The organism is Alloalcanivorax profundimaris, assembly GCF_015265435.1.
In the GTDB taxonomy this organism is placed as follows: domain Bacteria; phylum Pseudomonadota; class Gammaproteobacteria; order Pseudomonadales; family Alcanivoracaceae; genus Alloalcanivorax; species Alloalcanivorax profundimaris.
Genome location: NZ_JABJWH010000008.1, coordinates 41,650 through 68,108 on the forward strand (window position 1 = coordinate 41,650; position 26,459 = coordinate 68,108).

Consider the following 26,459-nt stretch of genomic DNA (forward strand, 5'->3'; position numbering starts at 1 on the left):
GGCTATTTTTTCTTGCCGGTGAGCGCCTTGCGCAAACCGGCCATGTGGCGCCGGCTCACCGGCAACGGCTCCTCCACGCCGCGCAGGTGCACCTCGAAGCGCCCCTGGCGGGAACACTCCAGGCTTTCAATGAAGTGCATCGACGCCAGGGTGCTGCGGTGAATGCGCACGAACAGGTCCTCGAATTCCTCTTCCAGCGCCTTGAGCGGTTCGTCGATGAGCACATAGCCATCGCCGTAGTGCACCGCCACGTATTTCTGGTCGGCCTGGAAATAGCGCACCTCCTCCATGGGCACCACCTCCAGCCCCCGGTGGGTGCGGGCGCTCAGGTGACGGCGCCGGCGCGGGCGGTGTATCGCCAGCTTGTGGCTCATCTCCGCCACCTGCACCCGGTTCAGGGCCCGGGCCTTGCGCAGGGCGTGTTTGAGGTCGTCGGCGCTGACCGGCTTGAGCAGGTAATCCACCGCGTGCACGCGGAACGCCTGCAGGGCGTGTTCATCGTAGGCGGTGCAGAAGATCACCGCCGGCGGGTGCTCCATTTTCTGCAGGTGGCCGGCGGCTTCCAGGCCATCCATGTCCGGCATGCGGATATCCATGAGCAACACGTCGGGGCGCGTGCGGCCGGCGCATTCCACCGCTTCGCGGCCGCTGGCGGCTTCCCCGGTGACCTCCATGTGCGCCATTTCCACCAGACGCTTGAGACGCATGCGGGCGAGCGCTTCGTCGTCGCACACCAGCACTTTCATCTTGGCTACGTCGTCCATCGCCTTCCCCTCTAGTCCGACGGATAGCTGATCCGGACCTCATAGTGTTGTTGTTCGTCCAGCGACTCCACCCGCACGGCGGCGCCGTGGAGCGCCTCCAGCCGATGGCGGATGTTGTCCAGGGCCATGCGGTTGCCCTGGTGGCCGCTGTCGCATCCGGGATGCGGATTGCGGACCCCGATCACCACCCGGCCAGCCTCGCGGCGGGCGTGCACGGTTACCACGCCGCCGCCGGCCAGGGGCTGGATACCGTGATAGATCGCATTTTCCAGCAAGGGCTGCAACGTCAAAAGGGGCAGAAGCACGGTTTCGGGATCCAGTTCCACCCGCCAGTCCACGCGCAGCCGGTCGCCCAGGCGCAGGGCCTCGATGCGCGCGTAGCGTTCACACAGGGACAGTTCCTCCGCCAGCGACACCTGGTGCTCCAAGGAATCCTTGAGGCTGGCGCGGAACAACCGCGAGAGGTCCTCCACGGCCTGCTCGGCGGCGTCCGGGTCGACGCGCACCAGGGTGGCGATGATATTCATGGAGTTGAACAGGAAATGCGGCCGGATACGCGACTGCAGAGCCTGGATGCGCGAGCGCAACTCGGCGCGCTCCTTGAGCCGCAGCTGCTCCTGCACATAGAAGTAGCGCATGATCAAGCCGGCGACGATGGCGGCGATCAGCACGTTGGAAAGAATGTCCCAGTGCCACAGCGGGCGCACCGCCGCCCCCTCCGCGGCCCAGCCCAGCAGCCAGCGCGCCAGCAGGCTGAACGCCAGGGTATCGAGCACCACCAGCCCCACCACGGCCAGCGCCGACCAGGCGGAAGGCAGCCGGTTAAGGCGGTCGCGCAGGTGGCACACCACCGCCGCGGACGTCAGCCCCACCCACTGGATGAACAGGGAGGTGAGCGCCAGGCGCTCAATGCCGAACGGCTCGAAGTAGCCCGCCACCAGGGTGATGACGATGGCCATCAGTTCCGAGACCACCACCACCACCAGCACGGCGCGGGTGGTGCACAGGTTGGGCAGAAAGACGTTGGTTCTCGGTTCGCTCATGGCATCACTTATCGTTTTGCCGCCTACGATACCACCGTCCGGCGGTGCTATACTGCGCGCCCTGTCTATTTCAGCGCCGGACGCGAGCAACGAGATGAGTGATCAGCAACAAAACCAACTCTGGGGCGGCCGCTTCAGTGAATCCACCGATGCCTTCGTGCAGGAATTCACCGCCAGCGTGGCCTTCGACCGGCGCATGTACCGCCAGGATATCCAGGGTTCGATGGCCCACGCCACCATGCTGGCCGAGGCCGGCGTGCTCACCGATGACGAACGCGACGCCATCCACCAGGGGCTGAAGGAGATCCGCGCCGAAATCGAGGCCGGCGACTTCCAGTGGTCCGTGGCCCTGGAAGACGTGCACATGAACATCGAGGCGCGGCTCACCGACAAGATCGGCATCACCGGCAAGAAACTGCACACCGGCCGCTCCCGCAACGACCAGGTGGCCACCGACATCCGCCTGTGGCTGCGGGACGAAATCGACCTGATCGACGGCGAGCTGGCCCGCCTGATGACCGGCCTGCTGGACCAGGCCGAGCGCGAGGCGGCCACCATCATGCCCGGCTTCACCCACCTGCAGACCGCCCAGCCGGTGACCTTCGGCCACCATCTGCTGGCCTGGTTCGAGATGCTCAAGCGCGACCGCGAGCGCCTGCTGGACTGCCGCAAGCGGGTCAACCGCCTGCCCCTGGGCGCCGCCGCCCTGGCCGGCACCACCTACCCGATCCAGCGCGAGCGCACCCGCGAGCTGCTGGGCTTCGACGCGGTCTGCGAGAACTCCCTGGACGCGGTCAGCGACCGGGACTTCGCCATCGAGTTCTGCGCCCTGGCGGCGCTGTGCGTGACCCACCTGTCGCGCATCAGCGAGGAGCTGGTGCTGTGGACCAGCGCCCAGTTCAACTTCATCGACCTGCCGGACCGCTTCTGCACCGGCAGCTCGATCATGCCGCAGAAAAAGAACCCGGACGTGCCGGAGCTGGTGCGCGGCAAGACCGGCCGCGTCAACGGCCACCTGATCAGCCTGCTGACCCTGATGAAAAGCCAGCCGCTGGCCTACAACAAGGACAACCAGGAAGACAAGGAACCGCTGTTCGACGCCGTGGACACCCTGGCCGGCTGCCTGCGCGCCTTCGCCGACATGATCCCGGCCATCGAGCCGAACCGGGAAGTGATGCGCGAAGCGGCCCGGCGCGGCTTCGCCACCGCCACCGACCTGGCCGACTACCTGGTGCGCAAGGGCGTGGCCTTCCGCGACGCCCACGAAATCGTCGGCAAGGCGGTGGCCCACGGCGTGGACAAAAAGAAGGACCTGAGCGAGATGAGCCTGTCCGAACTGCGCCAGTTCAGCGACCAGATCGACGACGACGTGTTCGAGGTGCTGACCCTGGAAGGCTCGGTGAGCGCCCGCAACCACGTCGGCGGCACCGCCCCGGATCAGGTGCGGGCCGCCGTGGCGCGGGGCCGCGAAGTAGTGAACGCCTAACCGTCGGTGATCGCCCCCAGGGAGGCGGAGCTGACGGTCCTGGCGTACTTGGACAAGACGCCCCGGGTATAACGGGGCGCCGGCGCGGTCCAGGCCGCCCGGCGGCGCTCGAACTCGGCGTCGTCCACGTTCAGGGTGATGGTGTCCGCCTCGGCGTCGATGACGATCTCGTCGCCGGTTTCCACCAGGGCGATGGGCCCGCCTTCCTGAGCTTCCGGCGTCACGTGCCCGACCACGAAGCCGTGGCTGCCGCCGGAGAAGCGGCCGTCGGTGATCAGCGCCACGTCGTTGCCCAGGCCCCGGCCCATGATCGCCGAGGTGGGGGTGAGCATTTCCCGCATGCCCGGACCGCCCCGGGGCCCTTCATACCGGATCACCAGCACGTCACCGGCGGTGACGGTGCCGTCCATGATGCGGTCGGTGGCCTCTTCCTCGGAGTGGAACACCCGGGCGGTGCCCTTGAAGAAGGTGCCTTCCTTGCCGGTGATCTTGGCCACCGCGCCGGTGGGCGCCAGGTTGCCGTACAGGATGCGCAGGTGGCTGTCCTTTTTGATCGGGTTGTCCAGGGCGTGGATGATGTCCTGCTCCACCGGGTAGGGGGCCACGCTGGCCAGGTTTTCCGCCAGGGTCCGGCCGGTGACGGTGAGGCAGTCGCCATGCAGCAGGCCGGCATCGAGCAGGGTTTTCATCAGCGGCTGAATGCCGCCGATGGCCACCAGCTCGCTCATCATGTAATGGCCGCTGGGGCGCAGGTCCGCCAGCACCGGCACCTTCTTGCCGATGCGGGTGAAATCCGCCAGGGAGAGGGGCACGTCCACGGTGTGGGCCAGGGCCAGCAGGTGCAGCACCGCGTTGGTGGAGCCGCCCAGGGCGATAACCACGGTGATGGCGTTCTCGAACGCTTCCCGGGTGAGGATGTCGCGGGGCTTGAGGTCCCGGTCGAGCAGTTCCAGCACGGCGGCGCCGGCGGCGCGGCAGTCCTCCAGCTTGTCGTTGTCCTCGGCGTTCTGGGCGGAGCTGCCCGGCAGGCTCATGCCCAGGGCCTCGATGGCGCTGGCCATGGTGTTGGCGGTGTACATGCCGCCGCAGGAACCGGGGCCGGGGATCGCCTCTTCCTCCACCTGCTTCACTTCGATCAGTGATTTATCGCCCTTGGCGTGGGCGCCCACCGCTTCGAACACGGACACCAGATCGGTGTGGTTCTTGCCCGGCTTGATGGTGCCGCCGTAGACGAACACCGAGGGCCGGTTGAGCCGCGCCAGGCCCATCAGGCAACCGGGCATGTTCTTGTCGCAGCCACCGATGGCCACCAGGCCGTCGAAGCCCTCGCAGCCGGCCACGGTTTCGATGGAATCGGCGATCACTTCCCGGGACACCAGCGAATACTTCATGCCCTCGGTGCCGTTGGCGATGCCGTCGGACACGGTGATGGTGTTGAAGATCAGGCTCTTGCCGCCGGCGTCGTCGGCGCCGCGCCCGGCTTCGTCCGCCAGGCCGTCGATGTGCATGTTGCAGGGCGTCACCCGGCTCCAGGTGGACGCGATGCCCACCTGGGGCTTTTTGAAATCCTCGTCGGTGAAACCGGTGGCGCGCAGCATGGCGCGGCTGGGCGCCTTGCCCAGGCCATCCACCACGGGCGCGGAATAGCGGCGCCGTTTGTCGTCGGTCATGAACTTCTCCTCCTGCGTCGACGCGCCCCGGCGCGTCGTGGAACCTCGGCGCCACAGCATACCAGCCCGGGCCGGCGGTTCGGAGGCGGGCGACGCTTTACACGATGACATCAAAACGTCTTTTTTCTTCACCGTGATGCACCATCGTGCCAACAGAACCCGCCCGTTCTCCCGCTTACCCTGATTGATTGTCTGGCCCCTTTCCCTACCTCCAACAATATCCGGGGATCCGATTATGCTGTTGATCCGACCGGCGCACCGGCGCCTGCCCCTGTTTTTCCTGCTCGCTTCCCTGTTGCTCGCCCTGGCCGCCTGCGGCGGCGGCGGTGATTCCGCCTCCGGCGGTGGCACGGCTTCGGAAACCCCCAATGCCGGCGGCAACGACGGCGGCGGCGGCCCGGCCCCCCAACCGGAGCCCGAGCCGGAACCGGAGCCCGAGCCGGTGAACCTGGACTGGGACACCCCCTACGACCGCCCCGAGGAATACCCCAACACCGTCACCCTGCCCCAGCAGTTGATCACCCTGCGCGACGGCATCCGCCTGTCCGCCTCGGTGACCCTGCCCGCCGACGAGGACGGCAACCCGGCACCGGGGCCCTTTCCGGTGGTGGCCACCTTCACCGGCTACAACCAGGCCCTGGGCCTGATCGGCGCCGCCGATCCCTACCTGGTGAAGCGCGGCTACGCCTACATCATCGCCGACCTGCGCGGCACCGGCGCCTCGGAAGGCACCTGGCAGGCGTTCGGGGAAACCGACCACGAGGACATTGGCGAGCTGCTCGACTACATCGACGCCCAGCCCTGGAGCAACGGCACCCTGGGCATGAACGGCGCCTCCTACATGGGCATCACCGGGCTGCTCGCCGGCGCCCAGCGCCCCGCCGGCGTGGACGCCATCTTCGCCATCGTGCCCATGGGCGACGCCTACCGGGACATCGTGTTCCAGGGCGGCCAGATCAACGCCGGCTTCATTCCCCTGTGGGTGGCCCTGGTCACCGGCCTGGGGCTGGTGCCCACGCCGGTGGGGCTGGACAACGACCAGCCGCTCTACTACCTGGAAACCCTGCTCGACCACCTCACCGGCACGCTCACCGAGTTCCCGGTGCCGGTGGTGGCCGGCGCCGTGCTCGGCGACGAGCATAAGTACAACACGGACTTCTGGCGGCAACGCTCGCCGCTGGAACAGGCCGACCGGATCCAGGCGCCCACCTTCGTGGTGGGCGGCCTGCGCGACATCTTCCAGCGCGGCGAACCGCTGATCTACGAAGCACTGAAGAACAACGGCACCGACAGCAAGCTGCTGATCGGCCCCTGGGAACACCTGGACGGCTCCGGCGGCGCCGGCCTGCCCGCCGACGGCGTGCCGGCCCTGGCCAACATCCGCCTGGCCTGGTTCGACCATTACCTGAAGGGCATGGACACCGGCGCCGAACGCTTCCCGCCGGTGACCCAGTACTACACCGGCGACGAACGCTATCGCACCGCCGCGGACTGGCCGCACCCGGAAGCCCGGGCCGAGGCGTTCTACCTGCACGGCCAGCCCGGCCTGCCCCTGTTCGGCGGCCTGAACCGCAAGGCCCCCGGGCCGGACGGCGCGCAAACGTCGCTGTTGCAAACGCCGCTCAACGGCCTGTGCTCGGCCAGCGCCAGCCAGTGGACCGCCGGCGTGCTGGGGCTGATCACGCCACCGTGCAGCGAGCAGAACAACCTGTCGGAATTGCTGGAGGCGGTCTACACCAGCGAGCCGCTGGAGGAGGACATGGTCATCAACGGCCCCATCGGCGGCCAGATCTGGGCCTCCACCACCGGCCTGGACACCAATGTGGTGGTGCGCGTCAGCGTGGTGGACCCCAACGGCCTGTCCAGGGAGCTCACCAATGGCATCCAGATGGCCTCCATGAGCGGGTTCAACCCGCAACGCTCGCGCTTCATGAACGGCAAGCTGGTGCAGCCCTGGCACCCCTTCACCGCCCGCAGCGGCCAGGAAATCCGGCCGCTGGAGCCGTTCCGCGCCGACGTGGAGGTGTTCCCCACCAGCGCCGTGATCCCCGCCGGCCACCGGCTGCGCGTGAGCGTCGGCGCCAGTGACCTGCCCCACGGCCTGAGCCCGATCCCGGACCTGCTGCGCGGCCTGCTCGGGGCGCTCACCGTGTACAGCACCCCGGCCATGCCATCGCGAGTGAACATCCCGCTGGTGCCGACGGACGCGGTGCGCTGATGCCCAGCCGGCCGCGGCGATGTCGCCGCCGGCTTTCGCCTTTCCGAGCGATAGACAAAACCGACTTCGTTTGTTCACCCCGTTCTGGGACAATGCCGCCTTTCGGGCCTACCAGCCCCTTTCCTTTTTCTCCCCGTTACCCACGGTCCGGAGCTTGCGCATGTCTTCTTCCACCGACGCGGACACCCCCGCCGTCGCTTCGCACCCCCGTCTCGCCGAACTGGCCCTGGCCCTGGGCGGCTTCGCCATCGGCACCACCGAATTCGTGATCATGGGGCTGATGAACCCGATCGCCGACAACCTGGCGGTGGACCCGCAGCGGGTCGGCTACGCGATCAGCAGCTACGCCCTGGGCGTGGTAGTGGGTGCGCCGCTGATCTCCTGCCTGGCGGCGCGGGTGCCCAAGCGCACCCTGCTGATCGGCCTGATGCTGCTGTTCGCGCTGGGCAACGTGGCCAGCGCCCTGGCGCCGGGCTTCTGGTCCTTCGTCGGCCTGCGCTTTATCGCCGGCCTGCCCCACGGCGCCTATTTCGGCGTCGCCGCCCTGGTGGCCGCGGCGGCGGTGCCCTGGAACCAGCGGGCCCGGGCGGTGGCCCGGGTGATGCTGGGCCTGACCGTGGCGATTCTGCTGGGCGCGCCCCTGGGCACCTGGGCCGGCAATCAGTTCGGCTGGCCGGTGGCGTTCGCCTCGGTGGGGGTGATCGCCGCCACCACCGCGCTCATGGTGTGGCTGTTCGTGCCGTTCGTGCCCGCCGACCGGGACGCCTCGCCGCTGCGCGAGCTGGGCGCCCTGGCCAACCAGCAGGTGCTGTTCACCCTGGGCATCGCCAGCGTCGGCTTCGGCGGCATGTTCGCGGTGTTCAGCTATGTGATGCCCACCCTCACCGAACAGGCCGGCATGGCCGAGGCCCTGGGCCCGCTGGTACTGGCGATCTTCGGCGTCGGCACCCTGCTGGGCACCCTGGTGGGGGCGCGGGTGGCGGACTGGAACCTGATCCGCGCCATTCCGCTGATTCTGACCTGGTGCCTGGTGGTGCAAACGCTGTTCTTCTTCGTCGCCGACTGGGTGACGCCGGCGCTGCTGTTCGTGGGGCTGGTGGGCACCAGCATCGCCCTGGGGCCGGCGATCCAGACCCGGCTCATGGACGTGGCCGGCGACGCCCAGACCATGGCCGCCTCGCTCAACCACGCCGCCTTCAACCTGGCCAACGCCCTGGGCGCCTGGCTGGCCGGCTGGGTGATCGATCAGGGCGCGGTCTGGTCCAGCACCGGCCTGGTGGGGGCCGCCCTGGCGATCGGCGGCATTCTGATTTTCCTGGCCAGCCGCCGCGCGGAGAAGCGCGCCTAGCGCACCCCGGCGGAGAGCGGCTCCGGCTGCACCAGCTGCCCGGTGAGCGGGAAGCGGATGCGCACCCGCAGGCCGCCGTCCGGGTGGTTGTCCAAGCGCATGTCGCCGTGGTGCATGTCGACGATGCGCTTGACGATGGCCAGCCCCAGGCCGCTGCCGGACAGGGTGCGCGCCATCTCGCCCCGGGAGAACGGCTGCAGCAGCAGCGGGATGTCTTCCTCGCGCACCCCCTTGCCGTGATCGCGCACGGTGAGCCGCAGGGCGTTGTCGTCCACCTCGGTGTCGATCTCCACCGGCGGCGCGCCGTATTTAAGCGCGTTGGTGATCAGGTTGGAGAGCATGCGCTTGACGGTAAGGCGCTTGAGCATCAGGCGCGGCAGATCCTGCTGGCGGATGCGCAACCGCTCCGCCGGGTACTTGGCCACCACTTCGTCGATCAGGCTGTTGAGGTTCTCGTAGTCGGGCTGCTCGTCGGCGCCGTCGCGGATGAAGGCGATGAACTGGTCGAGGATGGCGTCCATGTCCTCGATGTCCTCGATGATGCCCTGGGACATCTCCTCGTCGTCCAGGAATTCCGCCGACAGGCGCAGCCGGGTCAGCGGCGTGCGCAGGTCATGGGACACCCCGGCCAGCAACAGGGCCCGGTCCCGCTGGGCCTGCTGCAGCTGGCTGGTCATGCGGTTGAAGGCCCGGTTCACCGCCTGGATCTCGGTGGGGCCGATGCGGTCGTCGAGCACCGGCACCGCCTCGCCACGGCCCACCTTGAGCGCCACCCGGGCCAGCCGCCGCAGGGGGCGGTTGAGGCTGCGCGCGATCAGCAGCCCGCCGATCACCGCCAGCAGCGGCACCGTCACCCCCCAGCCGAGCAGCAAATAGCGGTCGTAATCGCGGAAGAACGCCATCGGCACCCGCAGCCAGCCGCCCTCGAAGGAGGGCGCGGTGACCCACAGGATCGGCTGGCGGTCCTCCTCCAGGCGCACCGTGGCGCGCTCGCCCAAGCGCTCGGACAGCTCCTGGCGGAAGCGGTCCACCACCGGCTTGGAGAGCACCAGGGTCTGGGGCGTGCGCACGTCCGGCGGCGTGCCCGGCAGGATGCCGGTGGTCTCGCCCAGGCGCCGGCCCAGGGAAGCGTCGCCGCCGGGCTGGAACACCAGCTCCGCCTGCAGGGCGGTGAGGCGCGCGTACTCGCGAATGCCGGGCAGGTAGGCGTTACGGGCGAAGAACCAGAGCGTGACGCCCTGGCTGAGGCCGATCACCAGGCCGACGATCAGCGCGGCGCGGGTGAAGGCGGTTTTTGGCAGGAACCGGCCCACGGCGGCTCAGCGCTCAGTCCGGGACGAACACATAGCCCACGCCCCAGACGGTCTGGATGTAGCGCGGCTTGGAGGGGTCGTCCTCGAGCAGGCGGCGCAGCCGCGACACCTGCACGTCGATGGAACGCTCCATGGCGGACCATTCCCGGCCCCGGGCCAGGCTCATCAGCTTGTCGCGGGTGAGCGGCTCGCGCTGGTTCTGCACCAGCGCCTTGAGCACGGCGAACTCGCCGGTGGTGAGCGGCTGCGGGTCGCCTTCGCGGGCCAGGGTGCGGTTGCCCAGGTCCAGGGTCCAGGGACCGAACCCGACCACCGACTCCTCCTTGCTGGGCGCGCCGGGCACCTCGCGCACGTGGCGGCGCAGCACGGCGCGGATGCGGGCGCTGAGCTCCTTGGGGTTGAACGGCTTGGGCAGGTAATCGTCGGCGCCGGCGTCCAGGCCCTCGATGCGCTCGGCGTCGTCGCCCTTGGCGGTGAGCATGATGATCGGCAGGTTGTTGTCCCCGTCGCGCAGGCGGCGGCAGATGGACAGGCCGTCCTCGCCGGGCAGCATCAGGTCGAGCACCATCAGGGAGTAGATCTCCCGGGACAGGGCCCGGTCCATTTGCTCGGCGTCGGCCACCGCTTTGACCGCGTAGCCCTGCTCTTCCAGGAACCGTTGCAGCAGACCGCGCAGGCGCGCGTCGTCGTCCACCACCAGTATCTTTTCGACTTGTTCGCTCATGACGTTCCTCGGATCTGCCGACCGGCTGGTGTACCGCGCCTGGGCGCGCCAGGCAAGCCTGGATTGTATAGAAAGATTACCGCCGCCGCGCTCCGCGCCGTGACGCAAATTGGCACTGTGTGCCGATTTTCATCAAGTTACGGCGGCGCCGGCCCTTGTTATCATTGCGCCGCTTGGCGAACAGGAGCGAACTATGGCGAAAATACTCGTGGTCGACGATTCCCCGACCCAGCTGACCAATCTGGTGAAAATGGTGGAAAACCAGGGCCATCAGGCGATCACCGCCAGCAATGGCATGGAAGGCATCGATCAGGCCCGCGCCGAAAACCCGGACCTGATTCTCATGGACGTGGTGATGCCGGAGCTGAACGGCTTCCAGGCCACCCGCAAGATCGCCAAGGACGCGGACCTGAACCACATTCCCGTGGTCCTGGTAACCACCAAGGACCAGGAAACCGACAAGGTCTGGGGCGAACGCCAGGGCGCCGTGGGCTACATCGTCAAACCGCCCCAGGAGGCGGAACTGGCGGCGATGATCGGTAAAGTGCTGGGATAACCACACCCCGCCCCGTCAAGTCAATCTATGAACGACCGGAGTCATTCCCTATGATTCCGGTCGTTTCGTATCGAAGCGCCCGCATGCAACGTGCCCACGCGCAAGCCAGGAACCACCATGGAAAGCATCGAACAGATCATCGCCCAGGAACTCAACGCCCAGCCCCGCCAGGTGGCGGCCGCCGTGGGCCTGCTCGACGAGGGCGCCACCGTGCCCTTCATCGCCCGTTACCGTAAAGAGGTGACCGGCGGTCTCGACGACACCCAGCTGCGCACCCTGGAGGAGCGGCTGCGCTACCTCCGCGAGCTGGAGGAACGCCGCGAAACCATCCTCAAAAGCATCGCCGAGCAGGACAAGCTGACCCCGGAGCTGGAAAAGGCGATCAAGGCGGCGGACACCAAGACCCGCCTGGAAGATCTCTACCTGCCGTACAAGCCGAAACGCCGTACCCGGGCGCAGATCGCCCGGGAGGCCGGCCTGGAACCGCTGGCGCGAGCGCTGATCGAGGACCCGACCCTGGATCCGGAGACCGAGGCCGCCGGCTACCTCAACGAGGAACACAAGATCGCCACCGCCAAGGACGCCCTGGACGGTGCCAAGCAGATCCTCATGGAGGAATTCGCCGAGAACGCCGAGCTGCTCACCCGGCTGCGCACCTGGCTGTGGGATCAGGCCCACATTCAGGCGCGGGTGGCGGACGGCAAGGAAGAGGAAGGCGCCAAGTTCCGCGATTATTTCGAGCACGGCGAGGCGCTCAAGGCGATCCCCAGCCACCGCGCCCTGGCCCTGTTCCGCGGCCGCAACGAAGGCGTGCTGCACGTTTCCATGGTGCTGCCCGAGGAACTGGAAAGCGCCGATCCGCACCCCTGCGTGGCCATGGTCACCCAGGTGGCGGACTGGAAGGATCAGGGCCGCGCCGCCGACGCCTGGCTGGGCGAGGTGATGCGCTGGACCTGGAAGATCAAGCTCAACACCCACCTGGAAACCGAGCTGCTAGGCCGCGTGCGCGAACTGGCGGAGGAAGAGGCGATCCAGGTGTTCGCCCGCAACCTGAAGAGCCTGCTGATGGCGTCGCCGGCGGGCCCCAAGGCCACCATGGGCCTGGACCCGGGCCTGCGCACCGGGGTCAAGGTGGTGGTGGTGGACGCCACCGGCAAACTGCTGGAACACACCACCATCTTCCCGCACCAGCCCAAGAAGCAGTGGGACCAGTCCCTGGCCACCCTGGCCAAGCTGTCCACCAAGCACGGCGTGGACCTGATCGCCATCGGCAACGGCACCGCCAGCCGCGAGACCGACAAGTTGGCCGGCGAGCTGGTCAAGGCCCTGCGCGACAAGCAGGCGATGCAGAAGATCATGGTTTCCGAGGCGGGCGCCTCGGTGTACTCCGCCTCGGAACTGGCGGCCCGGGAGTTCCCGGACCTGGACGTATCCTTCCGGGGCGCGGTGTCCATCGCCCGCCGCCTGCAGGACCCGCTCGCCGAGCTGGTGAAAATCGATCCCAAGTCCATCGGCGTGGGCCAGTACCAGCATGACGTGAGCCAGGTGAAGATGTCGCGCTCCCTGGACGCGGTGGTGGAGGACTGCGTGAACGCCGTGGGCGTGGACGTGAACACCGCCAGCGCGCCGCTGCTGGCGCGCATCGCCGGCCTCAACGCCACCATCGCCGGCAACATCGTCAGCTTCCGCGAGAAAAACGGCGCCTTCAATAACCGGGACGCCCTCAAGCAGGTGCCGCGCCTGGGCGAGAAAACCTTCGAACAGGCCGCCGGCTTCCTGCGCATCATGAACGGCGAGAACCCGCTGGACGCCTCCTCCGTGCACCCGGAAGCCTACCCGGTGGTGGAGAAGATCGCCGAGAAGCACGGCCGCCCGCTCAAGGACCTGATCGGCGACGCGCCCTTCCTGAAATCCGTGAAACCGGCGGAATTCACCGACGATACCTTCGGCCTGCCCACGGTCACCGACATTCTCAGCGAGCTGGAAAAACCGGGCCGCGACCCGCGCCCGGAATTCAAGGCCGCCGAGTTCAAGGAGGGGGTGGAAACCCTGGACGACCTGAAGCCCGGCATGATGCTGGAAGGCGCGGTGACCAACGTGACCAACTTCGGCGCCTTCGTGGACATCGGCGTGCACCAGGACGGCCTGGTGCATGTGTCCGCCCTGGCCGACAAGTTCGTCGAGGACCCCCACGACGTGGTCAAACCCGGCGACATCGTCAAGGTGAAGGTGCTGGACGTGGACAAGCCGCGCAAGCGCATCAGCCTGACCATGCGCCTGGACGACCGCCACCAGGACAAGCCGGCCGCCGGCGCGCCGGCGGACAAACCTCGCAACCGCAAGGGCGGCCAGCGCCCCGGCGGCAAGCAGCGCGGTGGCCAACAGCAGTCGCAATCCCAGGGCGCCCTGGGCGCGGCGTTCGCCAAGGCCTTCGAGCAGCAGAAAAAACGCGGCTGACCCCCTGCCTGTTCGCGCGGATCGCGATTCCCGCGAACAGGCCCTACCATACAGGCTGATCGCGCCCACAACCGGAAAGGCCCATGACCGACACCCTCAGCCAGCGAATCCAGGCCCTGCTGGACTCGGACGCCGCCGCCACCCTGGCGGACATTCACCGGGGCATCGAAAAGGAAAGCCTGCGCATCAACGAGCAGGGTACCCTGGCGCGCACGCCACACCCCCGGGAGCTCGGCTCGGCGCTGACCCATCCGTACATCACCACGGACTATTCCGAAGCGCTGCTGGAATTCATCACGCCGCCCACCACCTGCCTGCGCCGGCCCATCGAGTTTCTTGAGCAACTGCACCGCTACACCTACCGGCACATCGACGACGAGCTGCTGTGGGTGAATTCCATGCCGTGCATGATCGGCGAGGACCGGGACGTGCCGGTGGCGGAATACGGCAGCTCCAACGTGGGCCGCATGAAGCACGTCTACCGCATCGGCCTGGGCCACCGCTACGGCCGCAAGATGCAGACCATCGCCGGCATCCACTACAACTTCTCCTTCCCGGAGGAGTTCTGGCGCATCAACCGGGAACTGGAAGGCGACGACCGGCCGCTGCAGGAGCACATCTCCCAGCGCTATTTCGACCTGACCCGCAATTTCCAGCGCTATTCCTGGCTGCTGGTGTACCTGTTCGGCGCCTCGCCGGCGCTGTGCGCGTCCTTCCTGGCCGGCCGCGACCATCACCTGCTGGAACGCTTCGACCACAGCCTCTACACGCCCAACGCCACCAGCCTGCGCATGAGCGACCTGGGCTACCAGAACAACGCCCAGTCCTCCCTGGCGATCAGCTACAACAATCTCCAGGAATACGTGGACACCCTGACCCACGCCATCAAGACGCCGGAGCCCGCCTACGAAGAGCTCGGCGTGCGCGACGCCAACGGCGACTACCGCCAGCTCAACGCCAACATCCTGCAGATCGAGAACGAGTATTACTCGTCGATCCGCCCGAAACGGGCCATCAACAAGGGTGAGCGGCCCACCCTGGCGCTGCAGCGCCGCGGCGTGGAGTACATCGAGATCCGCGCTCTGGACCTGAACCCCTTCGAGCCGGTGGGCATCAACCAGCAGGACATGCGCTTCCTGGACCTGTTCGCCACCTATTGCCTGCTGCGCGAGTCGCCGCGGCTGGAGCGCTGCGACCTGAACGCCAGCAAGGAAAACCTGCGCCGGGTGGTCTACCAGGGCCGCGACACCAGCGTGCAACTGGACAACTGGGGCAAGGCGGTGAGCCTGCGCGAATGGGGCCTGGAGAAGCTGGACCAGATGGCGCCCATCGCCGAGCTGTTCGACCGCTGCCACGGCGGCGGCGACTACGCGCGCGCCCTGGAAGTGCAGCGCGAAAAGATCCGCACCCCGGACGCCACCCCCTCCGGCCGCATCCTGGACACCCTGGAGAGCCACGACCAGGGCTTCTTCCAGTTCGCCATGAACCAGGCCCTGGCGCACCGGGATCACTTCCTGGGGGAAAACCTGGATCCGGCGGTGGACCGGGAGCTTCGCCGGGCGGCGGAAACCAGCCTGGCCGAGCAGACCGAATGCGAGGCGCGGTCGGAAATGCCCTTCGATCAGTACCTGGATGCCTACTTCCGGGGCTGACCGCCGGATAAAGGGTTGAAAAATGTTAACGAGTGGCCATGGCGGCCGCTCCCTCCGGTGCTAGGCTCGAACTGAGAGTTCCCAGCGCGCCCGGCGCTTTCCGGGAAAGGAGGGGAAATGTTCGAGCCCACGTCGGATCCATTCGAAAAGGCCTACAACCGCGGCTGCATGTGGGGCATGGCCGGCGGTCGCGTGGATCAGTGTCCGTATCTGGACGAGGCCCTGGTGGAATGGTGGGTGCAAGGCTGGGAAGCCGGCGCCGCCGCCTGGCGCGATCGCCGGGAACCCGCCACGTCCCGCGACGTCTGAGTCAGCATAAGGACTCAAAAAAAGGATCGGAATCATCATGAAAGCCCTTCTTCCGGCGCCGCGCGCGCTGTACGGACTGACTTTGCTTGCCTGTCTGGCCGCCTTCCTGGGCGCCCTTTATATGCAACACGTGGAGGGCCTGGAGCCCTGCCCGTTGTGTATTTTCCAGCGCATCGCGCTGATCGTGGTGATGGTGATCCTGCTGATCGCCACCCTGCACGGCCCCAAGGGCATCGGCGTGCGCGTCTACGCGGTGCTCACCGGCCTGACCACCCTGGGCGGCGGCGCCATCGCCATCCGCCACCTGTGGCTGCAGAGCCTGCCGCCGGATGAAGTGCCCACCTGCGGCCCCTCCCTGGACTACATGCTCGACGCTTTCCCGCTCCACGAAGTGATGGCCACGGTGCTGTCCGGTTCCGGGGAATGCGCGGAGGTAAGCTGGCGCTTCCTGGGCCTGACCATTCCCGGCTGGTCCCTGGTGGTGTTCGGCGGCGTGCTGATCGTGGCTCTGATACAATTGTTCCGTCCGCGCCGGGGCTGACACCGAATACAAAAACAATCGCGGCTGAAGCCGCTCCTTCCGAAGGTTTCGTGCAGGAGCGGCTTCAGCCGCGATTTGGTTTGGCCCCCGCGCCACCGTGTGTACCCCCGCGGAGACCGAACCGTGCTTGATGGTCTGCTGATCCTGTTGGTGTTCCAATTCCTTGGCGAGGTGCTGATCCACTTCACCGGCCTGCCGCTGCCCGCGCCGGTGGTGGGCATGGTGCTGTTGCTGCTGGCGCTGATGTTCAACCTGCCCGGCAGCGACCGGGTTTCCGAGGCCGCCGGCATGCTGATCCGCCATATCAGCCTGCTGATTTTTCCCCTGGGCGTGGGCATCGTGCTGCAATGGAGCCGCTATCAGGACTATGCCCTGGCGCTGACCGTGGCGGTGGTGTTCGGCACCATCCTGACCATGGTGCTGGTGACCCTGCTGCTCAAGCTGCTGATGCCCGGCGAGCGCCATCATGAGGAACACCATCATGACTGAGCTGCTGCATACCCCCCTGTTCGGCCTGCTGCTGACCCTGGCCAGCTACCGGGCGGCCACCTGGCTCTACGGCAAGGCCCACAGCCTGCCGGTGTTCCACCCCTTTCTGGTGGCCTCGATTCCGGTGGTGGTGGTGCTGCCCATGGTGGGGTTGTCCTACGAGGAGTACCGCGAGCAGATCCAGGGGCTGTCCTTCCTGCTAGGCCCGGCCACGGTGGCGCTGGCCTGGCCGCTGTACCGGCAGCTGCGCACCGTGCGCAGCGTCTGGAAGCCGGTGCTGATCACCACCCTGGTGGGCGCCGCCCTGGCCGCTGGTATTTCCGTGCTGCTGGCCTGGTGGCTGGGCGCGCCGGAACCGGTGGTGGGCTCCCTGGCGCCGAAATCAATCACCACGCCGATCGCCGTGGAGGTGGTACGCAGCACCGACGGTTTCGTGGCCCTGGCCGCCGGGGCCGTGGCCATCACCGGCATCGTCGGCGCCCTGGTGGCGGGCTCCATCTTCCGCCTGCTGCGGGTCCACGACGACCGCATTCGGGGCTTCGCCCTGGGGCTGGTGGCCCACGCCATCGGCACCGCCCGGGCCTTCGAGTACGGCGAAAAGGCCGGCGCCTTCGCCAGCCTGGCCCTGGGGCTCACCGGCCTGGTCACCGCCCTGGCCCTGCCCTGGCTGTGGCCCTGGGTCGCCGGCTGGCTGTTCGGAATATAACCAGTGGCGCTTATGAAGAATCCGTCTTTAACGGCAACCCTCTGAACCGACAGCGTTTTTCCCGCTCCGGCCGGTGATGGCCCGATTTAACCCGTTGCCGCCACGTCGGCCACGGGGCTAGCCTCGAAAGCCCATCTGGAATCCGGACAAGGAGCGACCGCCATGGCCACGTCCGCTTCATCCTCTCTGATGCCATCCCCCCTGATGCAATGGCGCCGCATCGAAGCCCTGGTGCGCGCCTGGCTGGAACAGCGCCAGCAGCTGATCGTGCTGCTGTGCGGCCTGCAGGGCCTGAACGATTTCGAGGAAGGCCACCCGCCGCCCATTCAGGGCCGGGTACGGGACTTCTGCCAACTGCTCATGGACTACATCAGCGCCGGTTACTTCGAGGTCTACCGGGAGTTGGTGCGCGAGGCGCGCCGCTACCGGGACGCACCGGTGCCGGCGGTGGCCGACCACATCCTGCGGCGGCTGGATCTGTCCACCGAGGAGGCCCTGGCCTTCAACGAGGATTACGACACCGACGACCACTGCCTGGTGCAGCTGAAGCAGCTGCCGGAACGGCTCGACCGGCTCACCCAGGCGCTGGAGGAACGCTTCGCCCTGGAGGACCAGCTGATTCTCAGCGTTCACCAGGCGCCGCGACGTCACGCCCTGCGCCACTGAAAGCCAGCCAGCGGCGCGGAATCGCGGCTCAAGCCGCTGCTACCGGTACCCCAATGGCCGGGCACGAAAAAGGCCACCCGAAGGTGGCCTCTTTCAATGCCGTCGGAGCGCGCCGCCGTTACTCGGTGGCGGCCTCTTCGCCGGCGTCCTCGGCGCTCTCTTCGTTGCCCTGCTTCTTCACGTCCAGCAGTTCCACTTCGAAGATCAGCACCTGGTTGGGACCGATGTCGCCACCGGCGCCCTGCTCGCCGTAGCCCAGCTCCGGCGGCAGGAACAGCTGCCACTTGTCGCCCACCTTCATCATCGGCAGGGCTTCCTGCCAGCCCGGGATGATGTGCTTGAGGCCGAACACCGCCGGCTTGTCCCGCTCGATGGAGCTGTCGAACACGGTACCGTCCACCAGGGAGCCCTTGTAGTGCACCTCCACGGTGTCTTCCAGGGTCGGGGACTCGGCGCCTTCCTCACCGGATTCCAGCACCTTGTACTGCAGGCCGCTGTCGGTGGTCTCGATGCCTTCCTTCTCGGCGTTCTCCTCCAGGAAAGCCTGGGATTCCTCCAGGTTCTTCTGGGCCTTCTCTTCCTGCTCCTGCTGACGCGCTTCCATCATGCGGGTCTGGTAGTCGCGGATCAGCTGATCCAGATCCTCGTCACCGAGACGGGATTCGGATTCGTCACCGAAACCATCGCGCAGGCCGGCGATCATGGCTTCCAGGTCCAGGTTCTTCATGGCGCTCATCTGTTCGGCGCTCCGGAAGCCCAGGGCATAGGACGCCTTCTGATCCTCGGTCTTCAGCTCGACGTCACTGCTCTTGTCGTCGTTTCCACCACAGGCCGCCAGCACGATACTGCCGGCGAGCACGATTGCGAACTTTTTCATTCTGCCTCCATTGGCTTACGTTTATTTTCCCTGCGCCGTTGATCCCTCGCCGCGCATTTCCTCCGCGCTAATGATGGTCGGCGCCTCCACTTCAACGGTCTGCACGTCCACGCCCGGCGGTGGAATCTGGCCATACTGCCAGCTTCCCGTGGCATCGCGCCAGCGATAGACCCGCCGTCCCGCGCCGCCACCATCAAGCAGACGCGACGACGTCAGCCACTGGTCGGGCTGCGACCAATGATCCCGCATCCGCTGCCAGTCCAGCAGCGGCTCGCCGTGCCCCAAGGGCACGGTGAAGGACGCGACCGCGAAGACGCCGCCCAACATCAATAACGTGACTGGATAACGCATGACCGCGTTTCCCCCCGGTTGGTTCCCTTCGCGCCGACGATCGGCCTGCGAAGCGCGGTTCATTGTGCCTGTCCCACCGCTACTGTCAAAACGCGGATTGCGGTTATAGTGTGGCGCGAGGGGAAATCATTATGCCGAACAACAGCACGGATCCGTCCGTGGCCCCGCCGGCGGCCCGCCGGGTCGCCCGCCAGGACGAACGCCGGCTGGTGGTTCTGGTCGCCAACAGCAAGGGGGGCTGCGGCAAAACCACCCTGGCCACCAATCTGGCGGCCTACTTCGCCCATGCCGGCCAGACCGTGACGCTGCTTGATCTGGACCCGCAGCAATCCGCCACCCAATGGGTACGGCTGCGTCAGGACCCGCGGGTGGAAGCCCTGGGCTGGCCGGCGGAGGAACCGGTCTCGCTGGGCCGGCTGCAGGACCAGTTGCAGCGGGCCCGGGACGTGGTGGTGGTGGATTCACCGGCGGGCATGGACCGCCATACCCTGGACCATGTGCTGCGCGTGGCGCAGGTAGTGCTGATTCCGGTGCTGCCCAGCCCCATCGACATCCGCGCCACCACCCGTTTCGTGCAGAGCGTGATGCTCTCGCCCAGCTACCGGCGCCGGCCCCGGCGGCTGGCGGTGATCGCCAACCGGGCACGCACCCGCACGCGCATGTACGAGGCGCTGCGCCAGTTTCTCACCAGCCTGAAGATTCCCTACCTGGTCACGCTCCGCGACACCCAGCAATACGTGCAGGCCATGGCGGACGGGCTCAGCATGCTCGACCAGGCCGGCCCGCGCACCGAGGCGGACCAGCGCCACTGGCGACTGATCGGCGAATGGCTGGAGGTGCAGCGCCATCTCATCCGCTCGCTGCCCGGCTTTCACTGAGCGCCGCCAGCTCCTCCAGCAGCGTTTGCAGGCCCTGGCACTGGCCCACCTCGGGCACCACCACCAGCAACCAGCCCAGGGCGGAGACGCTGTCGTCGCCGGGCTGGGTCTGCGCCAGCTCGCCGAGCCGGGCCAGCAGCAGCCGCTCGCCCTCCAGCTCCGCCTCCTGGATCTGACGCTTGAGCTCCATCATGCCGCCGCCCTCGTCGGCGGCGCGGCGGCGCACCACCCGCAGCGGCCGCAGATAGGTTTCCTCGAACTGCTCCGCCCGGGCCACCAGCCGGCGCCCCAGGGCGGCGTCCGGCCGCCGCCGGGCCTCCGCCAGCCACAGCGCCACCAGCAGCACCGCCACCGGCACGCCGTACTCGTCCTGCAGGCGCAGGCACAGCTTCTCGATCCGCTTGTCGCGCCACAGACGCAGCGCGAACCGCCACAATGAGGCGTTGTTCTCCATGGGCTCCCCTTCTGTTACGTCGGCGCTTGCCATACACTGCGCCGGTCTCGACCTCCGACCTCCGAGGCCCCTTATATCATGCTGTCCCTGGAACACATCAATCTGCGCCGTGGCCCCGAACTGCTGCTCGAGGACGCCGGCTTCGTGCTGCACAAGGGCGCGCGGGTCGGCCTGGTGGGCAAGAACGGCAGCGGCAAGAGCTCCCTGTTCAAGCTGATCCTGGGCGAACTGGAGCCGGACGGCGGCGAACTGAACCGGCCGGCGGACTGGCGCCTGGCGATGATGGCCCAGGAAGTGCCGGCCCTGGAACAGGCGGCGGTGGAGTACGTGCTCGACGGCCACCAGGGCCTGCGCCGGGCGGAAGCCGCCCTGGCCAAGGCCCAGGCGGGCGGCGACGACGCCGGCCTGGCCGCCGCCCACGCCGACCTGGACACCCTGCGCGCCTGGGAGCAACCGGCCCGCGCCGCCGCCATGCTGGCCGGCCTGGGTTTTTCCGAGCACCAGCAAAAGCAGCCGGTGAGCGCCTTCTCCGGCGGCTGGCGCATGCGCCTGAACCTGGCCCAGGTGCTGATCAGCGACGCCGACCTGATGCTGCTCGACGAGCCCACCAACCACCTGGACCTGGACGCCATCCTCTGGCTCCAGCAGTGGCTGATCCAGCACCCCGGCGCGCTGATGCTGATCTCCCACGACCGCGCCTTCCTGGACGCCACCGTCAGCGAGATTCTGCACATCGAGCACGGCCGCCTGAAGCGCTACAGCGGAACCTACTCGGATTTCGAGCGCCAACGCGCCGAGCAGCTCTCCCTGCAGCAGAAGATGCACGAGAAGCAGCAGGCGCAGATCGCCCACCTGCAGCAGTTCATCGACCGCTTCAAGGCCAAGGCCACCAAGGCCAAGCAGGCGCAGAGCCGGGTCAAGGCGTTGGAGAAGCTGGAGCGCATCGGCCCGGCCCACGTGGACTCGGGCTTCAGCTTTCACTTCCTCAAACCAGACCGGCTGCCCAACCCCATGGTGGGCCTGGATGGCGTGACCTGCGGCTACCCGGACACGCCGATCCTGTCCAACGTGACCCTGAGCCTGCGCCCGGAATCCCGCATCGGCCTGCTGGGCCCCAACGGCGCCGGCAAATCCACCCTGATCCGCACCCTGGTGGGTGAACTGGACGCCCTGGGCGGCCACCTGGAGCGCGACCCGGACCTGGCCGTGGGCTACTTCCACCAGCAGCAGGTGGACCGGCTCGCCGCCGACGACACCCCCTACCAGCTGATCAACCGGGCGCATCCGAAGTGGAGCGAGCAGCAGGTGCGCAACGAACTGGGCGCCTTCGGCTTCCACGGCGACGATGTGTTCGAGCCGGTGGGCCGCTTCTCCGGCGGGGAAAAGGCGCGCCTGGCCCTGGCGCTGATCGTGCACCAGAAGCCGGCGCTGCTGCTGCTCGACGAACCGGCCAACCACCTGGATCTGGAAATGCGCGAGGCGCTCACCCTGGCGCTGCAGGAATTCGGCGGCGCCGTTCTGCTGGTGTCCCACGACCGCCATCTGCTGGAAACCACCGTGGATGAATTCCTGCTGGTGGCCGAGGGCACCGTGCGCCCCTTCGACGGCGACCTGGACGACTACGCCCGCTGGTTGCAGCAGTCCCGCCGCGACGCCCAGGCCGCCCGGCGCCCGGCGGAACCCGCCGGCGGCGGCCGCGACGACGCCCGTCAGCGCCGTCAGGACGCGGCCAAACGGCGTGAGCAGCTGCGGCCGCTGAAAAAGGACGTGGAAAAGCTGGAGAAGGCCCTGGACCGGGAAAGCCAGGCCCTCACCGAGGTGGAAACGGCCCTGGGCGACGAAACGCTCTACACCGACACCGGCCGCAAGGACGAACTGAACCGGTTGCTGGCCCGCCAGGGCGAACTGAAAAGCCGCCACGAAGAGCTGGAAATGGCGCTGCTGGAGGCCATGGAGAAGCTGGAAGAAGCGGAAGCGTCGCTCTGACCTGGATCGCGACTGAAGCGGAACGCCGCCCGGTCGCGATCAACCCTGATCCGGCGCCTCGCCGCGTTTGAGCAGGGCGGCGCTGCCGGCACCGCAGGCCACCACCGTCTTCATCATCTGCTCCACGCCGATGTCCGGGCGCCGCTCCACCAGGTCCCCGTCCACATGGTAGATGAACCCGGAGGTGGGGTTGGGGCCAGTGGGCACGAACACCGACAGGGTGCCGTCGTCATGCCGCGAGGTGATCAGCCCCAGCACCGTCACCGACACCTGGCGACCGTACAGCCACACCCGCGCCACCTCGCCGCGCATCAGGCTGTCCTGGCTGCCGCCGAACAGCTGCACGATCACCTCCTTCACCGCCCGATAGCCCGGCACCCGGGCCATGCCGCGCTCTTCCAGGCGCTGCCAGATCCAGCCGCCCAGGCGGGTGGCCACCAGGGTGCCCACCAGGAAACAGAACACCACCAGCACCGTCACCACCACCCAGTCGGCGGCGAACTTGGGCAGGCCAAAGCCGCGCACCACCAGGGCGGTGAACGGGGCGATCAGGCTGGTCACCGCGTCGTAGATCCACTTGAAGAAGAACGCGATGATCGAGATGGGCAGCAGGATCACCAGCCCGCCCAGCAGGGATTTGCGAATGAAGAACCAGACTCGGTTGTTGCTCATGGGCGTCCATACCAGATTCGGTTGATGTACAGACAGCGCTCGCCGGTGGGCGTTCGGACCCGGGCTTCGTCGTCCACCCGCTTGCCCAGCAAGGCCCGGGCCAGGGGCGCGTCGATGCTAATCAGACCGTCACTGCCCACCGCCTCGTCCGGGCCCACCAGCCGGTAGGTCTCCAGCTTGCCGTCGTCGTCTTCCAGCTCCACCCAGGCACCGAAAAACACCTTGCCCGGGTCCTCCGGCGGGCGATCCACCACGGTCATGCCGTCCAGCCGCTTGCTCAAAAAGCGGATACGCCGGTCGATCTCGCGGAGCTGCTTCTTACCGTAAATATACTCGGCGTTCTCGGAGCGGTCGCCCTGGGCGGCGGCCTCCTGCACCGACTTGGTGATCGGTGGCCGCTCTTCCTTCCAGAGACGCTGCAGCTCCTCGTTGAGGCGCCGGTAGCCCTCCGGCGTGATGTACTTGGAGGCGGGTTTGCCCTTCGGTCGCCAACGGCCCATGCGCTATTCTCCGGTTCGCTCCTCCGGGCCCCGGGCGGACGATATCCGCGAGGACACCACCGCCAGCTTGAGCCCGAACGGGGCAAGCAACTTTTCCACGGTGCCCAGAGTGGGGTTGCCCCGTCCCTGTTCAATGTCCTGGATCACCCGCGCGGACACGCCGGTGAGCCGACTGTATTCACTCAAGGTGAAGCGCAATCCGCCGCGTAACAGTGCCACCACCCGATGAATGGGAAGCTCCGGATGGTCGTGGATATGACTCAGCACCTCACGACGCCGCTCCACCTGCTCCGCCGGACTCAGCTCCGCGTAACGCTTATCCATGCAAGCGCTCCAATTGCGCGGCCAGATTCTTCGTCCCAGGTCGCAGTCCCTCCACCAGGTCCGGGTCCATGCCCAACGAGGTCATGCGTCGCGGCAACGCCCGCACGCTCGCGCCCATCTCCATGAGCGCCCGGCGCAACGGGCCGGCCGGCAGACCGGTCGCCGCCACCACCGCGTCCGTCACCCTTTGCCAGTCGGGCTGCCCACCGTTATCGGCCTGCCAGCGGCTCTGTCGCGCGATACCGTCCGGGTGCAGAAACATAGGCGCGAAGTCAAACACCGGCGTCAGGGCGATGTGCCCATCGTGATGTCGGGCAAGGGCGGTGTTGCGGGCATGGTTGTCCTTGTTGCCCAGGGCCAGGTTGGCCACATCACGCTTCAGGTACTCGGTGATCTCCGTAAGCGGCTCGCTGACCACCTCCGCCAGAGCCCGGCAGGCGTCTTCATGCCGTATAGCGACCCCGAATCCGGCCCGCCCACACAGCGAGGCCAGACTTTCCTGAGCGATACGCTGTACACCGCCACCCTCGAGACGACGGTCGAAGCGAGGAATGAACAGCGTGCGCCCGTGGGTCTCCAAGGAGCCCGGGACGCGCAGCCCCAGTCCCCGGGCCAGCGTCATATAATCGGCTTCCGCTCGCAGGATGGCTTGCAGATCGCGGTCGGTGCCACGATGGAACTTCACCAGCCAGTGCCGGCGGGCGCGCTCGTCCGGCAGGGTATGATCCAGATAAAGCAGGCCGTCATCGGCCTCGGTCAGCAGAATCTTCGGCCACTCGCCCTGAACGCCGGAGGAACCGGCCACGAACAAACCGTGCGCGGCCAGATGTTCCACGAACTCCTCATGACGACCCGCCACGTCTTCAAAGCGAAATCCGCGAGCCGGACCCGCCGGGCGCTCCGACAGCCACGCCCAGGCTTCCTTGATGCGCAGATTGCCAATCGGATTGCCGCCACCGGCTCTCAGCAACGGCCAGTCCCCCACGGCTTCCGCGGTGACCGGCAAGTCCAGCTGACGCAGCAACTCCCGTCGCCCGTAGCCCTGTGGCAACACATCCACCAGCCAGGCCGGCCAGGTATCCTGTTCATCGATTTCCAAAGACACGGGGAACCGGACTCCGCAAGCCGCGGCATCATGGCGTCCCAGGTGATCCAGAGCATAATCGGCCAGGTAAGTGGTGTAAGTGGGCGCGCGCCAACCCAGGCGCTCCGAGCCCGCCAGGCTGATCACCGCCGCGTCTCGCCAGGCGCCATCCACGAATACCTGGATCGTACATTTATTGTTCATTTACGCATAATAGCGCCATTATTCAAACTTTCACAGCCGTTTTTCGGCGAAATAACGCCAATATACTGCCAGCTTGAAGTCTTTTTCCTCGCCGGCGCTGGTTTGGTAAACTTGCTTCCCCGATTTTTGATGCCTTCCTACCGAGAGGTTCGGCCCATGTCTTACCACCGCGCCCCCTGGCCGGCCACGCGTATGCGCCGCATGCGCAAGGACGACTTCTCCCGCCGCCTGATGCGGGAAAACACCCTCACCGTGGACGATCTGATCTACCCCGTGTTCGTGCTCGACGGTGAGCAGCGCACCGAGGCGGTGCCTTCCATGCCCGGGGTGGAGCGCATGAGCATTGATCTGCTGGTGGAAGAGGCGCGGGAGCTGGACGGCCTGGGCGTGCCCGCCATGGCGCTGTTCCCGGTGACGCCGCCGGAGGTGAAAAGCCTGGACGCCGCCGAGGCCTGGAATCCGGAGGGCCTGGCTCAGCGCGCCACCCGCGCGATCAAGGCGGCGGTGCCGGAGATGGGCGTGATCACCGACGTGGCCCTGGACCCGTTCACCACCCATGGCCAGGACGGCATCCTCGACGACGACGGCTATGTGCTCAACGAAGCCACCGTCACCGCCCTGGTCAAGCAGGCCCTGTCCCACGCCGATGCCGGCGCCGACATGGTGGCGCCCTCGGACATGATGGACGGCCGCATCGGCGCCATCCGCGAGGCGCTTGAGGAGCAACGCCACATTCTCACCCGCATCATGGCCTACTCCGCCAAGTACGCCTCCGCCTATTACGGTCCGTTCCGCGACGCGGTGGGCTCCGCCGGCAACCTGGGCAAGGCGGACAAGACCACCTACCAGATGGACCCGGCCAATTCCGATGAAGCGCTGCATGAAATCGGCCTGGACCTGGCCGAGGGCGCCGACGTGGTAATGGTGAAGCCGGGCATGCCCTATCTGGACGTGGTGCGCCGGGTGAAGGACGAATTCCGCGTCCCGGTGTACGCCTACCAGGTGAGTGGCGAATACGCCATGCACATGGCCGCCTTCCAGAACGGCTGGCTGGACCAGGACAAGGTAATGATGGAATCCCTGCTGGCGTTCAAACGCGCCGGCGCCGACGGCATCCTCACCTACTTCGCCAAGGCCGCCGCGCTCAAGCTCAACCAACGCGACTGAACCACCTCCCCGCCGATTCC

Annotated in this window: 26 protein-coding genes; 14 read left to right on the plus strand and 12 right to left on the minus strand. The window is 67.3% G+C overall.

The genetic code is table 11. The annotated features are described in order from the left end of the window. Positions 1 to 2: 2 nt before the first annotated feature. Both HMJ39_RS05220 and HMJ39_RS05225 read right to left on the minus strand, forming a co-directional pair. Positions 3 to 764 carry a LytR/AlgR family response regulator transcription factor gene (locus HMJ39_RS05220; protein WP_323370847.1) on the minus strand — a complete coding sequence of 254 codons (762 nt, stop codon included), beginning with the start codon at positions 762 to 764 and terminating at the stop codon, positions 3 to 5. A gap of 11 nt (positions 765 to 775) precedes the next feature. Then, a complete protein-coding gene (locus HMJ39_RS05225) occupies positions 776 to 1,807 on the minus strand; it encodes a sensor histidine kinase (RefSeq protein ID WP_194296529.1) in 1,032 nt (343 codons plus the stop codon). A 94-nt stretch (positions 1,808 to 1,901) separates the two neighbouring features. Between HMJ39_RS05225 and argH the strand changes: the two genes are divergently transcribed. Beyond that, positions 1,902 to 3,293, plus strand: a complete 1,392-nt coding sequence (gene argH, locus HMJ39_RS05230; protein WP_194296530.1) for an argininosuccinate lyase — start codon at positions 1,902 to 1,904, stop codon at positions 3,291 to 3,293. Here argH and ilvD read toward each other — a convergent pair. Continuing rightward, positions 3,290 to 4,963, minus strand: a complete 1,674-nt coding sequence (gene ilvD, locus HMJ39_RS05235) for a dihydroxy-acid dehydratase (RefSeq protein ID WP_194296531.1) — start codon at positions 4,961 to 4,963, stop codon at positions 3,290 to 3,292. The genes argH and ilvD overlap by 4 nt on opposite strands. A gap of 235 nt (positions 4,964 to 5,198) precedes the next feature. On the opposite strand from ilvD, the gene HMJ39_RS05240 reads away from it, so the two are divergent. Both HMJ39_RS05240 and HMJ39_RS05245 read left to right on the plus strand, forming a co-directional pair. Beyond that, entirely contained in the window at positions 5,199 to 7,181 is a 1,983-nt protein-coding gene (locus tag HMJ39_RS05240; RefSeq protein WP_194296532.1) for a CocE/NonD family hydrolase, read from the plus strand. A gap of 160 nt (positions 7,182 to 7,341) precedes the next feature. Continuing rightward, the gene (locus HMJ39_RS05245; RefSeq protein WP_161386098.1) at positions 7,342 to 8,529 is read left to right on the plus strand and encodes an MFS transporter; all 1,188 of its coding nucleotides are present in this window, start codon (positions 7,342 to 7,344) and stop codon (positions 8,527 to 8,529) included. Here the strand turns inward: HMJ39_RS05245 and HMJ39_RS05250 are convergent. Next, positions 8,526 to 9,842 carry an ATP-binding protein gene (locus HMJ39_RS05250; RefSeq protein ID WP_194296533.1) on the minus strand — a complete coding sequence of 439 codons (1,317 nt, stop codon included), beginning with the start codon at positions 9,840 to 9,842 and terminating at the stop codon, positions 8,526 to 8,528. The two genes, HMJ39_RS05245 and HMJ39_RS05250, sit on opposite strands and share 4 nt — an antisense overlap. A 13-nt stretch (positions 9,843 to 9,855) precedes the next feature. Then, positions 9,856 to 10,566, minus strand: a complete 711-nt coding sequence (gene ompR / locus HMJ39_RS05255; RefSeq protein WP_161386095.1) for an osmolarity response regulator transcription factor OmpR — start codon at positions 10,564 to 10,566, stop codon at positions 9,856 to 9,858. A 193-nt stretch (positions 10,567 to 10,759) separates the two neighbouring features. Between ompR and HMJ39_RS05260 the strand changes: the two genes are divergently transcribed. The 8 genes from HMJ39_RS05260 to rsd all read left to right on the plus strand — a co-directional run bounded on the left by HMJ39_RS05260 (position 10,760) and on the right by rsd (position 17,942). Further along, entirely contained in the window at positions 10,760 to 11,122 is a 363-nt protein-coding gene (locus HMJ39_RS05260) for a response regulator (RefSeq protein ID WP_161386094.1), read from the plus strand. A gap of 117 nt (positions 11,123 to 11,239) precedes the next feature. Continuing rightward, positions 11,240 to 13,579: a Tex family protein gene (locus HMJ39_RS05265; RefSeq protein ID WP_194296534.1), complete on the plus strand. Its 2,340-nt coding sequence runs from the start codon at positions 11,240 to 11,242 to the stop codon at positions 13,577 to 13,579. An 83-nt stretch (positions 13,580 to 13,662) separates the two neighbouring features. Continuing rightward, positions 13,663 to 15,231, plus strand: coding sequence for a glutamate--cysteine ligase (gene gshA / locus HMJ39_RS05270; RefSeq protein WP_194296535.1), 1,569 nt, complete (start codon positions 13,663 to 13,665; stop codon positions 15,229 to 15,231). Between the two features lie 117 nt (positions 15,232 to 15,348). Beyond that, positions 15,349 to 15,540 (plus strand): ribosome modulation factor, encoded by a 192-nt coding sequence (gene rmf / locus HMJ39_RS05275; protein ID WP_161386091.1) that lies wholly within the window; start codon positions 15,349 to 15,351, stop codon positions 15,538 to 15,540. 37 nt (positions 15,541 to 15,577) lie between these two features. Continuing rightward, a complete protein-coding gene (locus HMJ39_RS05280) occupies positions 15,578 to 16,081 on the plus strand; it encodes a disulfide bond formation protein B (RefSeq protein WP_194296536.1) in 504 nt (167 codons plus the stop codon). A gap of 123 nt (positions 16,082 to 16,204) precedes the next feature. Then, entirely contained in the window at positions 16,205 to 16,570 is a 366-nt protein-coding gene (locus tag HMJ39_RS05285) for a CidA/LrgA family protein (RefSeq protein ID WP_194296537.1), read from the plus strand. Beyond that, the gene (locus tag HMJ39_RS05290; protein ID WP_194296538.1) at positions 16,563 to 17,276 is read left to right on the plus strand and encodes an LrgB family protein; all 714 of its coding nucleotides are present in this window, start codon (positions 16,563 to 16,565) and stop codon (positions 17,274 to 17,276) included. The genes HMJ39_RS05285 and HMJ39_RS05290 overlap by 8 nt, the downstream gene beginning before the upstream one ends. Positions 17,277 to 17,438: 162 nt before the next feature. Then, positions 17,439 to 17,942, plus strand: coding sequence for a sigma D regulator (rsd, locus tag HMJ39_RS05295; RefSeq protein ID WP_194296539.1), 504 nt, complete (start codon positions 17,439 to 17,441; stop codon positions 17,940 to 17,942). 118 nt (positions 17,943 to 18,060) lie between these two features. Here rsd and HMJ39_RS05300 read toward each other — a convergent pair whose 3' ends face one another. Both HMJ39_RS05300 and HMJ39_RS05305 read right to left on the minus strand, forming a co-directional pair. Then, the gene (locus tag HMJ39_RS05300; RefSeq protein ID WP_194296540.1) at positions 18,061 to 18,819 is read right to left on the minus strand and encodes an FKBP-type peptidyl-prolyl cis-trans isomerase; all 759 of its coding nucleotides are present in this window, start codon (positions 18,817 to 18,819) and stop codon (positions 18,061 to 18,063) included. A 21-nt stretch (positions 18,820 to 18,840) separates the two neighbouring features. Continuing rightward, positions 18,841 to 19,170 carry a DUF4124 domain-containing protein gene (locus HMJ39_RS05305; protein ID WP_161386110.1) on the minus strand — a complete coding sequence of 110 codons (330 nt, stop codon included), beginning with the start codon at positions 19,168 to 19,170 and terminating at the stop codon, positions 18,841 to 18,843. A gap of 131 nt (positions 19,171 to 19,301) precedes the next feature. On the opposite strand from HMJ39_RS05305, the gene HMJ39_RS05310 reads away from it, so the two are divergent. Then, positions 19,302 to 20,048 (plus strand): ParA family protein, encoded by a 747-nt coding sequence (locus HMJ39_RS05310; RefSeq protein WP_161386083.1) that lies wholly within the window; start codon positions 19,302 to 19,304, stop codon positions 20,046 to 20,048. On the opposite strand, the gene HMJ39_RS05315 is transcribed toward HMJ39_RS05310, so the two are convergent. After that, the gene (locus tag HMJ39_RS05315) at positions 20,020 to 20,502 is read right to left on the minus strand and encodes a TIGR02444 family protein (RefSeq protein ID WP_228462166.1); all 483 of its coding nucleotides are present in this window, start codon (positions 20,500 to 20,502) and stop codon (positions 20,020 to 20,022) included. The two genes, HMJ39_RS05310 and HMJ39_RS05315, sit on opposite strands and share 29 nt — an antisense overlap. Positions 20,503 to 20,580: 78 nt before the next feature. On the opposite strand from HMJ39_RS05315, the gene HMJ39_RS05320 reads away from it, so the two are divergent. Beyond that, the gene (locus tag HMJ39_RS05320) at positions 20,581 to 22,488 is read left to right on the plus strand and encodes an ATP-binding cassette domain-containing protein (protein WP_194296541.1); all 1,908 of its coding nucleotides are present in this window, start codon (positions 20,581 to 20,583) and stop codon (positions 22,486 to 22,488) included. Positions 22,489 to 22,527: 39 nt separating this feature from the next. Here HMJ39_RS05320 and HMJ39_RS05325 read toward each other — a convergent pair whose 3' ends face one another. The 4 genes from HMJ39_RS05325 to HMJ39_RS05340 are packed head-to-tail and all read right to left on the minus strand — an operon-like array spanning position 22,528 to position 25,272. Further along, positions 22,528 to 23,160 (minus strand): DUF502 domain-containing protein, encoded by a 633-nt coding sequence (locus HMJ39_RS05325; protein ID WP_194296542.1) that lies wholly within the window; start codon positions 23,158 to 23,160, stop codon positions 22,528 to 22,530. Beyond that, a complete protein-coding gene (gene greB, locus HMJ39_RS05330) occupies positions 23,157 to 23,660 on the minus strand; it encodes a transcription elongation factor GreB (RefSeq protein WP_161386189.1) in 504 nt (167 codons plus the stop codon). The genes HMJ39_RS05325 and greB overlap by 4 nt, the downstream gene beginning before the upstream one ends. Before the next feature lie 3 nt (positions 23,661 to 23,663). After that, positions 23,664 to 23,984, minus strand: coding sequence for a helix-turn-helix domain-containing protein (locus HMJ39_RS05335; protein WP_194296543.1), 321 nt, complete (start codon positions 23,982 to 23,984; stop codon positions 23,664 to 23,666). Continuing rightward, positions 23,977 to 25,272 (minus strand): type II toxin-antitoxin system HipA family toxin, encoded by a 1,296-nt coding sequence (locus HMJ39_RS05340; protein ID WP_194296544.1) that lies wholly within the window; start codon positions 25,270 to 25,272, stop codon positions 23,977 to 23,979. Before HMJ39_RS05340 ends, HMJ39_RS05335 begins: the two co-directional genes overlap by 8 nt. A gap of 156 nt (positions 25,273 to 25,428) precedes the next feature. Here HMJ39_RS05340 and hemB point away from each other — a divergent pair, with 156 nt between their 5' ends. Beyond that, positions 25,429 to 26,439 (plus strand): porphobilinogen synthase, encoded by a 1,011-nt coding sequence (hemB, locus tag HMJ39_RS05345; protein ID WP_194296545.1) that lies wholly within the window; start codon positions 25,429 to 25,431, stop codon positions 26,437 to 26,439. Positions 26,440 to 26,459: the final 20 nt, after the last annotated feature.